This is a genomic window from Rhizobium sp. 05N49, assembly GCF_056396805.1.
The window spans coordinates 38,257-51,566 of record NZ_JBFTME010000001.1 but is presented as its reverse complement, the minus strand read 5'-3'; the positions used below and the strand labels follow the sequence as shown (position 1 = coordinate 51,566).

13 protein-coding genes are annotated in these 13,310 nt (G+C 61.8%); 6 read left to right on the top strand and 7 right to left on the bottom strand.

Features of this window, described 5'->3' with window-relative positions:
• Positions 1-11: 11 nt before the first annotated feature.
• From AC1DF8_RS00280 to AC1DF8_RS00260, 5 genes are all read right to left on the bottom strand, one after another.
• Entirely contained in the window at positions 12-1,217 is a 1,206-nt protein-coding gene (locus tag AC1DF8_RS00280; protein ID WP_477994471.1) for a glycoside hydrolase family 172 protein, read from the bottom strand.
• Between the two features lie 18 nt (positions 1,218-1,235).
• Positions 1,236-2,084 carry a carbohydrate ABC transporter permease gene (locus AC1DF8_RS00275; RefSeq protein WP_477994470.1) on the bottom strand — a complete coding sequence of 283 codons (849 nt, stop codon included), beginning with the start codon at positions 2,082-2,084 and terminating at the stop codon, positions 1,236-1,238.
• The gene (locus tag AC1DF8_RS00270) at positions 2,077-3,033 is read right to left on the bottom strand and encodes a carbohydrate ABC transporter permease (protein WP_477995046.1); all 957 of its coding nucleotides are present in this window, start codon (positions 3,031-3,033) and stop codon (positions 2,077-2,079) included. The genes AC1DF8_RS00275 and AC1DF8_RS00270 overlap by 8 nt, the downstream gene beginning before the upstream one ends.
• A gap of 64 nt (positions 3,034-3,097) precedes the next feature.
• On the bottom strand, positions 3,098-4,459 hold the full coding sequence (locus tag AC1DF8_RS00265) for an ABC transporter substrate-binding protein (RefSeq protein ID WP_477994468.1): 1,362 nt from the start codon (positions 4,457-4,459) through the stop codon (positions 3,098-3,100).
• Positions 4,460-4,521: 62 nt separating this feature from the next.
• Positions 4,522-5,526: a LacI family DNA-binding transcriptional regulator gene (locus AC1DF8_RS00260; RefSeq protein ID WP_477994466.1), complete on the bottom strand. Its 1,005-nt coding sequence runs from the start codon at positions 5,524-5,526 to the stop codon at positions 4,522-4,524.
• 199 nt (positions 5,527-5,725) lie between these two features.
• Between AC1DF8_RS00260 and AC1DF8_RS00255 the strand changes: the two genes are divergently transcribed.
• Complete coding sequence (locus AC1DF8_RS00255; RefSeq protein WP_018115791.1) at positions 5,726-6,169, top strand: SRPBCC family protein; 444 nt, start codon at positions 5,726-5,728, stop codon at positions 6,167-6,169.
• Between the two features lie 83 nt (positions 6,170-6,252).
• On the opposite strand, the gene AC1DF8_RS00250 is transcribed toward AC1DF8_RS00255, so the two are convergent.
• A complete protein-coding gene (locus AC1DF8_RS00250; protein ID WP_477994464.1) occupies positions 6,253-7,578 on the bottom strand; it encodes a DUF2254 domain-containing protein in 1,326 nt (441 codons plus the stop codon).
• A gap of 657 nt (positions 7,579-8,235) precedes the next feature.
• Between AC1DF8_RS00250 and AC1DF8_RS00245 the strand changes: the two genes are divergently transcribed.
• From AC1DF8_RS00245 to AC1DF8_RS00235, 3 genes are all read left to right on the top strand, one after another.
• Positions 8,236-8,910 (top strand): VIT1/CCC1 transporter family protein, encoded by a 675-nt coding sequence (locus AC1DF8_RS00245; RefSeq protein ID WP_477994463.1) that lies wholly within the window; start codon positions 8,236-8,238, stop codon positions 8,908-8,910.
• Positions 8,911-9,069: 159 nt separating this feature from the next.
• Complete coding sequence (locus tag AC1DF8_RS00240; protein WP_477994461.1) at positions 9,070-9,588, top strand: cytochrome P460 family protein; 519 nt, start codon at positions 9,070-9,072, stop codon at positions 9,586-9,588.
• A gap of 76 nt (positions 9,589-9,664) precedes the next feature.
• Entirely contained in the window at positions 9,665-10,111 is a 447-nt protein-coding gene (locus tag AC1DF8_RS00235) for a DUF4952 domain-containing protein (protein ID WP_477994460.1), read from the top strand.
• A 40-nt stretch (positions 10,112-10,151) separates the two neighbouring features.
• Here the strand turns inward: AC1DF8_RS00235 and AC1DF8_RS00230 are convergent, their stop codons facing one another.
• Positions 10,152-10,658, bottom strand: coding sequence for a hypothetical protein (locus AC1DF8_RS00230; RefSeq protein ID WP_477994459.1), 507 nt, complete (start codon positions 10,656-10,658; stop codon positions 10,152-10,154).
• A gap of 239 nt (positions 10,659-10,897) precedes the next feature.
• Between AC1DF8_RS00230 and AC1DF8_RS00225 the strand changes: the two genes are divergently transcribed.
• A complete protein-coding gene (locus AC1DF8_RS00225; RefSeq protein ID WP_477994458.1) occupies positions 10,898-12,304 on the top strand; it encodes a DUF5939 domain-containing protein in 1,407 nt (468 codons plus the stop codon).
• Between the two features lie 411 nt (positions 12,305-12,715).
• Positions 12,716-13,162, top strand: coding sequence for a DUF805 domain-containing protein (locus AC1DF8_RS00220; protein ID WP_477994456.1), 447 nt, complete (start codon positions 12,716-12,718; stop codon positions 13,160-13,162).
• Positions 13,163-13,310 lie beyond the last annotated feature (148 nt).

Genomic DNA, 13,310 nt, shown 5'->3' with positions numbered 1-13,310 from the left:
TTCTACTCGCTCTACATGCCACTCTTCTTCGCTGCCGCCGCTGCCGCATTCCAGTTCTGATAGGGCCGCCGGAAGGTCGGGATGCGCTCTTCCATCGCGGGCAATGTATCGAACGGCTTGTGCGGTTCGGCCTGGTACCAGAAGGCGACGGAGGAAATGTCGTCGGAGCGGCGGTTGGCGTGGCCGTGTTCGATCGTCACGCGGATGCGCTTCTGGAAGATGGCGGGGTCTTCGAGGTGCCAGCGGTAGAGCGTGACCGGCTCGGTCCAGTTCGGGCCGCCGGCGGAGATGATGCCGTGATAGGGGCCGCTATACTCCTGCGTCGGGCACCAGGCGGTGTTGAAATAATCTTCCGTTCCGGTGCCGTGCAGGGTCGGCGGCCAGGCGTCGTTGGCCCCTAGGCTGCTTTCGCCGCGCGGCTCGATGAGGGCTGCTTTCGGGCCGATGCGCGGATCGGGCTTGCGCACGGTATCGGGCACGGAGAGGCCCGGCTCGCCATCGATGAAGATCATGTCGTCGCCTTCGCCGTACCAGTCCCAGACATCGGAGCGGCGCCGCGAATAGACGGAAAAGAGCACGCCGACATAGTGGCCGTGGCCCTCGGCTTCGAGGATTGTATAGTTCTCCTTGCCGTCGGTCGTCTCGCCGCCGAAGAGGAACTGTTCGTTGGTGAGACCCGCCTCGCTTTCGCCCTTGGGGCGCGCCTGTCGGTACTGCGCGTGGAAGCGGCCAAGGCCGTCTTCCAGCCGGTCATGCAGCTCGAGATCGACATAGTAGTAGAAAAGCAGGTCGTGTTCGGCTTCATTAGTGATGGTGAAGCGCATGTGGCTGCCAAAGGGCATCGGGAAATAGCAGTTGAAGGCCTTGCCGTCCTCGGGGCTCGCCTGCATCGGCAGGCTGGCATAATTGCCTGTTTGAGCATGGCCCATGCCGAAGAAATCGCCGATCGGCGCCTCGATGCTGGGGCTGTCCTCGCCATCCCAGTAGGCGCGCAGCACGATCTTGCGCAGGAAGCTTTCGCTCTCGCAGGCAAGTGTCGCCCAGATGTGGGTGACGATGCCGGCGCCCGCATGTTCGGCGATCACGACGGTCTTGCCCGGCTCGATATGCAGCCGGTCGTCATTGCCGCCGGTGCGGTCGTAGCTGGAGAAACGGCGCGTCTTCGCCTTTCTCAGTGTCGCAAGCCCGCGCAGCGGCGAAATGCCAGCCTGGGTCATTCAAATCTCCTCTCGATGTTATTTCAGTCCGCTGGTTTTCAGCGAATCCATGATCTGGCGCTGGAAGATGATGAAGAGCACGAGGGTCGGGATGGCGACGATCGTGGAGGCCGCCATCATGTAGTTCCACGAGGCGGAATACTGGCTCTTGAAATTGGCGATGCCGACCTGGACCACCCAGAGGTCGGCCTTGGAGGCGACCGTCAGCGGCCAGAGGAAGGCGTTCCAGTTGGCCAGGAAAAACAGGATGGCGAGTGCTGCCATGATCGGCCGGCTGAGCGGCAGGATGATGCTCCAGTAGATGCGCCAGTAGCCGGCGCCGTCGACAATCGCCGCTTCCTCCATCTCGCGCGGCAGCGACAGGTAATATTGCCGGAGAAGGAAGATGCCGAAGGCATTGAAGATGGCCGGCACGATCAGTCCGGCATAGGTGTTCAGCATGCCCATGGCGCGCACGATCACGAAGAGCGGCACGATGATGACGGGCAGGGACACGAGGAAGGTGGAAAAGATCGCCAGGAAGATCACCTCGCGGCCGGGAAAGCGCAGGCGCGCCAGCGCATAACCCGCCATCGTGTGGAAGAACAGCGCGATCACAGTCACGCTCGCCGACACGAAGAAGCTGTTGGCCATGTAGCGGATGAAGGGAACGCCGGTCAGCACATATTTGAAATTGTCGAGGGTCGGATGTTCGGGGATCAGATTGGCGGAGAAGGATTCGGCCGGTGTCTTGAAGGCGATCGACACCATCCACAGAAGCGGAAAGAGGATCATCAGCGCCAGGATCGCGGTCACGAGCATCCAGAGGACGCGCACGATCGTCACCTGCGAGTTGGAAGGATAGGATGAAGCGCGTGCCTCAGTCATAGTTGAACCGGCCTCCCTTGGTCATGACGAAGAAAATGGCGGTGACCAGCATCAGCACGATGACCAGCACCGAGGACATGGCGGCGGCATAACCGAAGGCGCCGAAGGAAAAGGCCTGCTGGTAGATGTAGACGATCAGCACCGAGGTGGAATTTGCCGGCCCGCCCTTGGTCATGACGTAGATGATGTCGAAGGCCTGGGCGCCGGCGACAGCCGCCACCATTGAGACCATCAGCACGAAGAAGCTCGTGGGTTTCAGGAGCGGCAGGGTGATGTGCCAGAAGCAGTGATAGGGGCTCGCGCCATCGATCCTGGCCGCTTCGTAATATTCCTTGGGGATGTCCTGCAAGCCGCCCAAGAAGATCAGCATGTAGAAGCCCATCAGGAACCAGAGGCTGACGAAGACGACGGTGACGAGGGCAAATTGCGGATCGCCGAGGAAGGAAACGCCTGAAATCCCGAGAAGCGGCGTCAGCTTGTTGATCACGCCGATCTTGTCGACCACCATGAACTGCCAGACGACGGCGACGACGACGAGGCTGACCATGTGCGGCGCGAAGAACATGGCCCGCATGACCGCGTTGAAACGGTTGGTCTTCTGCACGAGAAGGGCAAGCCCGAGGCCGCAGACATAGAGAAGCGGCACGAGCAGGACGGCATAGAGCGCGGTGACGCGGGCCGCCTGCCAGAAAAGCGGGTCCTTGCCCATGCGCAGGAAATTGGCAAAGCCGACGAAGCGATAGCCGCCGAAGCCGTTGACCTCGAAGAGCGCCAGCACCAGCGAAAGCGCCATCGGCAGGCCGAGGAAGATCAGAAGGCCGATCGCATCCGGCAGCACGAAGAGATAGCCCGCGATCCATTCGCGATGCTTGGCCGACAGGCCCTTGCGGCGAAGGGGCGTGACTGGATCGGCCTGGCTCTGATCCGGCTTGTTCTGGTGTGGGCTCATACCCGTATCCATCTGCATCTCCCGAAAGACCGCACGCGAGGTTCGCGTGCGGCCCGCTTCTCAGCTAGAGGATCGGCGCGCCGCTATAGGAAGCGAGGAACGCGTCGAGCTGCTGGGAAGCTGCGGTCGCCGTCTGTTGCGGATCGGCGCCGCCAAGCTGCGTCTGCTGGATGGCGTCGGAAATGATCTTGTAGACCTCCGGCGGCACCCGCGGTTCAGCCCGTGTCCCGGGGTGAATATCTTTAGCGAAGGTGCCGATATTGCCGGCAGTGAAGGCATCGCCGCCGGCCTTCAGCGCGCTGTTGCGCGGCGGCATGTCGGATTTCGCCTTGGTGCACCAGTCGGCGACACGCTGCACGGAACCCTTGTCCATGGAGGCGAGCGCCCAGGCGCAGAATTCGGCAGCCGCATCCGGGCTCTTGCCCTTGGCATTGGCAACGAAGGCCCAGCCGCCGCCGACGGTCACATATTTGCCGTTGGCCGGTGTCGGCAGCCTGAAGACGCCGTATTCGAAATCCTTGGCATTGCCCGCAAGCTGCGAAATGCCCCAGATGCCGACATTCTGGATGGCGCAATAGCCGGCGGCAAGATTGGCCACCGTATCGTTGGCGCCATTGCCGAGCACCTGGCGAGGCGCGGCACCGCTATTGACGGCATCCTGCCAGAATTTCAGCGCCTGTACCGTTGCCGGTGAATCGAAGGCGCTCTTGCCGTCCTTCGTCTGGAATTCGCCGCCGCCCTGCCAGAGGAACGGGTACCAGGTGAAATTCTGGTAATAGCCGGGCGTGGTCTCGAAGAGCACGCCGTAGCGGTTCGGCGTCGTCAGCTTCGTGGCGACTTCGAGCAGTTCGTCCCAGGTCTTGGGCACATCGTTCTCGTTGAGACCGGCTTCCTCGAAAGCCTTGACCGAGTAATACATGGCCATCGGCTCGACTTCCATCGGCACGCCGTAGATCTTGCCGTCGACCATGCGGTTGGCGATGACGCTTTCGGGGAAATCCGCCTTGGTGGCGTCGTCGATATGCGGCGTCAGGTCCTGCAGCACGCCGCCATTGTAATAGCGCAGGAAATCGCCGGGCGAGATCAGGAAAATATCCGGGCCTTCATTGGAGGCGAAGGAGGTGGCGAGYTTGGGGCCGTTGATATATTCGGCGTTCGGAACGTATTCGAGCTCCACCTTCTGCTCGTGGCTGTCGTTCCAGGCGGTGATCATCTGGGTGAACCAATCGACCTGGCTGGCGACCTGGCCGCCCGGCGCATAGAACTGCCAGAATTTCAGTGGCGTGCCTTGAGCGCGCACCGCCATCCGGTTGATATAGGGAAAGCCGGTCAGGCCGGCGGCAAGCCCGGCGCCGGTGAACAGCGCACCCTTGCGGATCAGCTGCCGACGGGAAATGCCCTTTGCAGGCGTCTTGATATCGGTCATGTCTTCCTCCCGTTGATGGACCTGCAGGCCGGCTCCTCTTCCGAACTGCGGGCGGTTTTTGTTCATGCGGTATCGAAAGGCTGAAGGCTGCAGGCGATGATTTCCGAGCGCGGCGGCCCGTCATAGCGTCCTGACATGCGCTCGAGCAGCATCGCGGTGGCGCGCTCGGCAAGGGCTGCAGGCGGGCGGCCGACGCGGGTCAGGCGCGGGCGCACATATTCGAGCTGCGTCTGGTCGCCGAAGACGGAGACCGCCATATCCTGCGGTATCCTGATGCCGCGATCGTAGAACTCGGCAAGCGCGCCGGAGGCCATCAGGAAGTTGGCGAAGAAGGCGACCGAGGGCAGGGCGCCCTTGTGGTGCGCCAACAGCCACTCGACGGAGGCCTGGCCCGACGGACCGAGATAGCTGCCCTCGAAACGCAGGGCGGGATCGGGCTCGATCCCGCCATCGCGCAGGCCCTGTTCGAAGCCTGCCGCGCGCGCCATCGCTTCGGCAAAGAAGGAGGGGCCGGTGACATGGGCGATGCGCTTGTGCCCCTTGGAGGCCAGATATTGCCCCATCAGCCGGCCGCCGCCGAAATCATCGATCTTCAGGCTGTCGACGGCCCGATTGGGCAGGTCGCCGATGAACACCGTCGGCAGGTCGATGCCTAAGAGCGCGTCGTGCATGCCGTGCAGGGCGAAGTCGCCGACGATCAGGCCGTCGATGYGGCGGTTGCGGATCTGGCGCAGATATTCGCGTCCGTGCTCCTGCGAATGGCCGCCCGGCACGTCGGTATTGAAGATCAGCATGTCGAGGCCGGCCGCCTCCATCTCCGACTGCGCCGTCTTGACGAGCTCGGGATAGAAGGGGTTGCGGATATCGGGGATCAGCATGGCGACCAGATTGGTCTTGCCGGTGCGCAGGCTCTGGGCCTGCGGGTTCGGCACGTAGCCGAGTTCCTCGACCGCCGCGAGCACTTTTTCCCTGAGCGCCTGGGAGACGCGATCGGCATGATTGAGCACATGCGAGACTGTCGTCCGCGATACTCCTGCTCGTTCTGCGACCTTGCCTATCGTGCTCATGAGCGCATCAAAACACACAAAAAATCGATTTGCAAATCGATTTGCAAAAATAAAAACAGCTTTTTGCCGTCGTGTTTTTGAACGGTTGCCCTATGATCGGCGAAGGGGTGGAAACAAAAAAATCAGTCGCAATGTCGGATCGGGAGGACAAGGGCCGTCCTAGAGGCATTGCCAAAGTTCAATCCAAAGGAGGATCATCATGCCGAGCACAATCAAACTTCACCGTGTCCTTGCGACCACGCCGGACAAGGTCTATCGCGCATTCCTGGAAGCCGATGCCGTGGCCAAATGGCTTCCGCCAAACGGCTTTACCTGCACGGTCCATCATCTGGAGCCCGTCGTCGGCGGAACGCACAGGATGTCCTTCCGCAACTTCACGACCGGCCACAGCCATTCCTTCGGCGGCGAATATCTGGAGCTCGTTCCCGGCCAGCGGATCCGCTACACCGACAAGTTCGACGATGCCAACCTGCCCGGCGAAATGGACGTGACCGTGACCCTGACGAAGGTATCGGTCGGCACCGAACTCAACGTGGTGCAGGCGGGCATTCCGGATCTCATACCGCCGGAGGCCTGCTATCTCGGCTGGCAGGAATCGTTGCGCAATCTCGCACGCCTGGTCGAGCCCGATATCCAGCAGTAAGCGCGAAAACCCGAGGGAAGGCCGGACCGGCGGAAATCCCGAACCCGCCGTCCGGATTGGCACAATCGGAACCGCGTCGATCGCTATTGACGAAAAGGGGTGACCGAGCCGGTTGCAGGCTGCGCTTTCGGGGGAAGGGATTTCGAACCGCCGAGGCCCTGCGTGTCCGGCATTTTGGCAAGTTCCAGATCCTCCGGAAAGTCGTAGATCTGGGCGAGCCGTCGATCGAGCAGAGCCATTTCCATTTCGAGAGCAGGCCGGCGGAATTCGGGCAGCACCTGCTGCCCATATTCCAGCACGGCACGCAGGCGGCGGGCGATCTGAAAGTTCTCGGCGCCGTAGAGCCTGATCTCGCTGAAGGTGAGCTTCACGAAATCCTCCCAGTCCGGGGTCCTGCAGATGACCCGCAATTCGCCGGCCGCGTTGAAAATCGCTTCCTTGCCCAGATCGCGCTTGCCGGCGAAGCAGAGCAGGCGCTGCAGCTGATCGATCGCGAGCACGGCCGTCGTTGGATCGTTGATCGCTTTCGAAAGCGCCTTGATCGCGATGTCGGCGATGATCCGGAAGGCGAATGTCGCGTCGTGTTCAAGGGTCCGTTCCGGCCCGAAGGCAATCAACGATCTCAGCTTGCCTTCGTCCGGCGACAGGATGCCGTAGAGCCGGAAGAGGGGTTCGCCGGAGGCGACGAAATCGCCGATGCGCGGAACCAGCTCGACGACGGAGCGTGTCTTCTCGGCCTGCGCCAGCAGCGCATCCTTGTTGACGGCGACGATGATGGCGGGCCGCCCCCGGTAGAGGATGACTCTGTCCGGCTCGTTGCCGGGGCGCAGGTAAGTGGGGGCGGCGTCGGCCTCGGCTTTCGCCATTGCAGGGTAGACATCCTCGATCACCGCGCGGCCCTGCTCGCTCACGCGCAGGATAATGCTCACCGGCCGCAGAAGGCGGGCGGCATAGTCGATCAGATAGAGGAAGGCGGCGATGGACAGAAAACCGAGAAGGCCGGCGATCTCCACGATGGCCTGCGGGATGGCGGCTTCCAGCCGCATCAGCGCACCGGTTGCAAAGAGCAGGGTGAATGTGAAAAGCCCGACGGTGAAGCGAATGGCGTTGTCGCTCAGCAGGGTCGTCGCGATGATCCTCGGCGTCAGCTGGCCACCTGCGATCTGGATCGCCACCAGCAGCGAGCCGAAGGTGAAGACGACGAAGGTGAGCGTCATCGTGACGATCGTTTCGAGCAGCCTCTGGGTGCCTTCTATGCCCCATGGCCATGCTTCGATCGAGACGAGCCAAGGCTCCAGCAGAGAGGCAACGCGGATTGCCATGATATAGAGGAGCAGGGCAATGAATGGCACCAGCCATAGCGATGACTTGATGTAGCTCTTCAAGCTATAGAGCCGGTTCCAGCCCATGATTTTCCCCCCAGTGCCCGGGCCCCCGCCCGGCAAATGCCGCGCCGTCCTTGCTGCGGATCGGCGCGGTATGATCTCGGTGCGCCTGAAGGGCGGGACTGCGAGTTTCCGGCCGCTCCAGCTGCTGTGCCCGAAGGGCCAGATCTCAGTATTTTCAGGTCGCGCGCAGTCTTGCGGCCGCTCTGCCTGGTCTGGCGCTTGTCCTGTCTGCAGGCGGCGTTGCTCTGGTCATTGGCCACGCGGCAGGCCTGTTTCGTATTGCGCGCGCCCTGCCGCGCATCATTGCCTCACTCTTCTCGACATGCTTCCGATCCCCATCGGAAGGTCCATGTCTTGGGTAGGCGCACGCACGGGTGATCCCGCGTCAGAACAAGTAGCGATAAGATCATCCGCGGAGGACCGCGCTTCAGGATTTCGCCCGATCTTCGATGGCGGCCAACCGACCGGGATCGACCCTGCCATTATGCATGAAATGGCTCAACGGCTACGTATATTACTGTAGGACACGCACACGGGACGCGGGGCGCGCGCCAGTTCCCGACGCAATGCCGAACCCCGCTTTTCAGGCCCTCGTTGTCTCGGCCTTGATTCAACGCAATGAAGAGATCCGCCACTTCGATCATAGTTCCCGGGCTGCGACCTGCCCGGAGCCATTCCATGAAGCCTACGGGGATCTTTTCCATCTTCGAAAATCTCGATCCCGGCGATGCGCTCGGCGAGGTGCTTTTCGGGCTGATCATGGCGCTGACCTGGACGATCGGTTCGAGGCTCGTCCTGCGTGAGGAAGGACTGGTCGTGCGCGACCTCGTCGTTGCGACAATCGGATGCAATCTCGCCTGGGGCATTATCGACGCCGTCCTGTTCACGCTCGGAACGAAGTTTTTCAGGAGCAGGCGTCTGCGCCTGTTCCGGCAGGTCAAGACGGCGAGCGACGAAGGCGCCGCACTCGCGGTGCTCGCGAAGGAGTTTCCGATCGAAGGCACGCCGCTCTCCGCAAAGCCTGCCGACGCGGAGGCGCTCTATCGGTCGCTGCTGGCACTCACAACCCGTGCCGAGCCGGTGAAGGTGCCGCTGACGAGAGACGATCTGTCGGCGGCAATTGCGATCTTTATCCTGGTCTCGGCCACCGCACTTCCTGCGGTCGTCCCGTTCTTTCTGATCGACGATGCCAACCGCGCCCTGAGAGCGAGCAACTTCCTTCTGATCGCGCTGCTGTTCGTGACCGGCTATGCGTGGGCCCGGTTTTCGGGCGGCCGCCCGTTTTATGCGGGCATCACCATGACCTGCCTCGGATTGTTCCTGGTTGCAATCGCGGTCGCCCTGGGCGGCTGAGGAAATACGCCGCTTCACCGGCGGAACCGGCGCGGCACTCACGCCTGTCAGCAGGGCCCTTAGACTTGCAGCGGGACTGTTCTACCATATCAAGGTATGATTTCGCTCGCGGCAATATCTGCGAATGTTGCTCCGCATTTGATCGCAGGAGAGCATTCAATGAAGCAGATTGTCGTGGTGTCACTGGCCGTTGGTCTGGTTACCGGCCTCGTCGGTTACAATGCCGCCGCATCCGGGGCCGATGAGGGACGTGCGCCGGCCCTGTCGGAGCTGCCTGCCGGCTACCGCGACTGGCCGCTGATCACCGTGGCGCATGAGGAAGGCAAGCTCAACGATATCAGGGCCATCCTCGGCAATGATATCGCGATCAAAGCCTTCCGGGAGGGGGCCGCCACCTATCCCGACGGCACCATCATCGGGCGCCTGGCCTGGGATTATCACCCGCTGGAAGAGAGCGAGGCGGCCTTTGGCGCTGCCCAGTCATTCGTTGCCGGGTTGCCCAAGAACGGCGTGCAGTTCATGGTCAAGGACGCGACAAAATATGCTTCGACAGGCGGCTGGGGATATGTCGAGTTCGACGACGGCAAGCCCTCCGCAAAAGCAATGCCCGAAGCATGTTTTTCCTGTCACTCGGTCGTCAAGGACCGCGACTTCGTGTTCAGCCGCTACGCACCCTGACCGGCCTATCTGTCCCCGACCCGATTATCCGCTATAAGGCTCGATGCCGGCATCGGGTGTCCGGACGGGGCTGGTCATGAAGTTTGCCGCTTGTCTTCTTGCCATATGGTCGCTCGGCAATATGGTTGCGCCACCGCTGATGGCAGCGTCCGCACCCAGGCCGGTGACGGCGCAGGGTTGCGGCGATTTCCTGGCGCAGATCAGGAAGAAGCCTGCTCATGTCGAATTCGCCGGCTGCAACTATGCCCCGGATCGGCAGGGCAAACCGCTTGAGGCGACATACCGCGTCTCCGGCCGGTTTGCGGCTGCAACCGAGGCCTATCTCATCAAGGCCGTGGGTTTGAACCGGCTCAAGCGCTCCTGCTGCCTGTGGGATTCGCCGGCCAGCCAGTACCGTGATTCAGTCGGCCGCGACTTCCTGATCTCCATGGTCTCGGAGGAGACCATGGTGTCCAGCCGCAGCGAGTGGCCGCAGATCGTCGTCTTCGAGATCACGGTCGAGACGTTTACCGAGGATATGTGACGAGGCGGATCTCAATCCGCAGAGCCGAGGCGCCGGGCCTTCATTCGATCTGCTCGTCCAGCTGTTTCGCCACGCTTTCATAGTGGCGGGATGAGGCGGCGTTCCCTTGCTTGGCGTAGAGGCCGGCAACGTCACGGGCGGCCTTTGCGGCTGCGCGGAACGCGTCGAGCCTGACCTGAGGGTCCAGTTCCGCATCGCCCCCGATATCGCCACCCCTAAACTTGCCGACGCGGTAGCCTTCGTCGTCGATCACGCCGATGACGGGCACGCCGGCCCGCATCTCTCCATAGAAGGCAGGTCCGGCGCGATCGCCGTCGCGGCGGCGCAGCATCCCCGGGCCGGACGCCTTGTTATCAGGGCATGCGCCGGTCCAGTATGTCGGGCCTGCGGTCAGGGACACGGGAGAGACGAATTCGCAATGGCTGGCCGGATCTTTCGACCAGGCCAGGCCGCCAGCCGGGTCCTGCGCCTGCAGAGGGGATACGCACCACAGGGATGCGACGGCCGTCAGGACGGGTACAATCTTCAGTGACTTTCGCTGCTGCAACTTTCTGGTCTCCCTTGCCCGATCCGGGCCTGACCTTCTAGCGGGAGATTGTGACGGGCGACAGCCCGATGTCGCGGATTTCCAGAGCCGGACGGCGCATGGTTTCGAAAAAATCCGGCATTCGATCGGGTATTGCGCGGCACCCCGCCATACCGATTTCTATCAGCACGTTCCGTGATATAATTTCAGCCTGATACGGCATCATCAGCCGTGGCGTTGCGTGCACGGAGACCTGTGCGATGAGCGAAGTGGACGTTCTCTTTTCGGCCCTGAGACAAGCGGCCGATCCGCAGGCGGTCGAGTGCATCGAGAATATCGTCCGGCACGGCGCCGATCGCGACCTCAACCGCATCAATGCGCTGGCCTTTGCCAAGGCACACGATCTCGATGAAGAGAGGTCGATCGCAGCCTTTCTGCACGCAGCCCGCATCGGCGCCTTCGAGATGACCTGGAACGTTCTCTGCCCGGGATGCGGCGGAGTGCTCGATACCGGCGCCACCCTGAAAGCCGTCGACCGGGAGGCCTATCATTGCGCGCTGTGTGCGGCCGGCTACGAGCCGACGCTCGACGAGATGGTCGAGGTCACCTTCACTGTCAGCCCGCGCGTGCGCCGGATTGCCGGCCACGACCCGGACCGGCTGCCGCCCTTCGAATATTACCGGCAGATCTTCTTCTCCTCCGGCGTCGACCTGCCTGACGATCTCGAGGAAAGGTTTGCGCGCATCCTGCTTGAAATGATCGAGCTCGATCCCGGCGAGAAGGCCTTCGTCTCGCTGCAGCTGCCGGCGGAATTCGTCATCATCTTCGATGCGGTGACGCATTCGGCGCAGTTCATCGATGTGAAGGGCGAGCCGACCAGCGAACGCCAGAACCTCTCGATGGTCCTCAGTCACGGTCATGCACAGCAGGATACGCTCGTCATGCACCCCGGTGTGCTGCGCCTGACGCTGGAAAATCACACCGATCGCCGCGTGCTGCCGAATGTCTGTATCGCGGCAGACGAGATGCACGACATTCTCGGCCGCAGGCGGCCCTTCCTGACGGCCAAGCGCCTGCTGACCAACCAGAGTTTTCGCGACATCTACCGCACCGACACGCTCGATGTGGACCAGCGCCTGAAGATCACCAGCCTGACCTTCCTTTTCACCGACTTGCGTGGCTCGACGGCGCTTTACGAGCGCGTCGGCGATCTCGCCGCTTTCGACCTGGTGCGCACCCATTTCCGGGTCCTGCACGAGATCGTCGCCACCGAGGCCGGGGCGGTGGTCAAGACCATCGGCGATGCCGTGATGGCGACCTTCCCGAGCCCGGACCGCGCGGTGGCGGCAGCGCTCAGGATGCGCGAGGCAATGATGCGGCTGAATGCCGAGCGCGGCAGCGAGGATCTGCTCCTGAAGATCGGCATCCACGAGGGACCATGCCTTGCCGTCAGCATGAACGACCGGCAGGACTATTTCGGCCAGACCGTCAATATCGCCTCGCGCGTGCAGGGCCTTGCCGAACCGCAGGTGATCCTGACGACGGAGGCGGTCGTCGGCAACGAGCAAGTCTCGGAAATGCTGCGCGACAGCGGCATCACCTCGGCCTCCCGCATGGAGGAGCTGCAGGGCATCGCGCGCGAGGTGAGGATATTCGCGCTGTCGTGAGGATCGGCCGGCGGCGTCTTCGATGTGGCGGCTTGAAAGGGCGAGGTCCGGGCTCGGCCATTTTTTCCAGAAGCGACAGTGCCTCCGGATAGTTCCCCGAAAGAAACCTGGCTGCGGCAATATCCCTAACGTCAGCCGGTGGTGGCCGAGAATACCATATCGGCAACGGCGGGGCACGTCGTTGAAAGAATTCCGGTTGTACTTCGCCATTGCCTTTAAGGCATCGTCGGCCCTGGAGATGAAAAAACTCAACGCAAAATCGTTGCTTTTCTCACATCGCGGAGAGCTGCAACTGACTTATTGCAATCTCTGCGTTTGAATTGTAGCACTTTGTCCTACGAAACGACTATCGTTTCTAGGCGATGGTGAGTCGGCACCGCGCTCGCGGCAAGCAGAAATGGGGGCATTTCAATGGGGTTTACTGACGCTGTTCGCACAGTTCTGAGAGAAAAATATGCAACCTTCTCCGGTCGGGCATCCCGCTCGGAATATTGGTGGTTTTATCTATTTTATGCCTTGGTGTGGATCGGATTTGGAATTGTAGTTGGTGTGGCCGCCGCTGCTTCTGGCGGTTGGGATGGACTTTCGTCGCTTGTCGTTGGTCTCATGGTCATCGGCGGATTGTGTCTGCTTGCAACTATTTTGCCGGTGTTAGCCGTTCAGATCCGCCGCTTCCACGATCGCAACATGTCCGGCTGGTGGTACCTCGCGCTGGTGATCCTGGGGCTGGTTCCCTATGTCGGTTTGATTGCGAGCATCGCCATTTTCGTGATCAGCGTGCTTCCGGGCACTGTCGGCGCGAACAAGTTCGGCCCGGATCCGCTGCGTCCGGAAGTGAGAGCCGAGGTTTTCGCCTAAGGCATCGCCATCGGGAATGTTGGGTTTGCTGGCTGCGCTATTGCCACCTTGGCTCTGTTTTGCCTTTCGCAGGGGGGGGCAGGTCAATCGGCGCGGCGGCCCGCTTCCGATGGAATCGACGGCCTAATTCCAGCTGTGTGAAGAAATT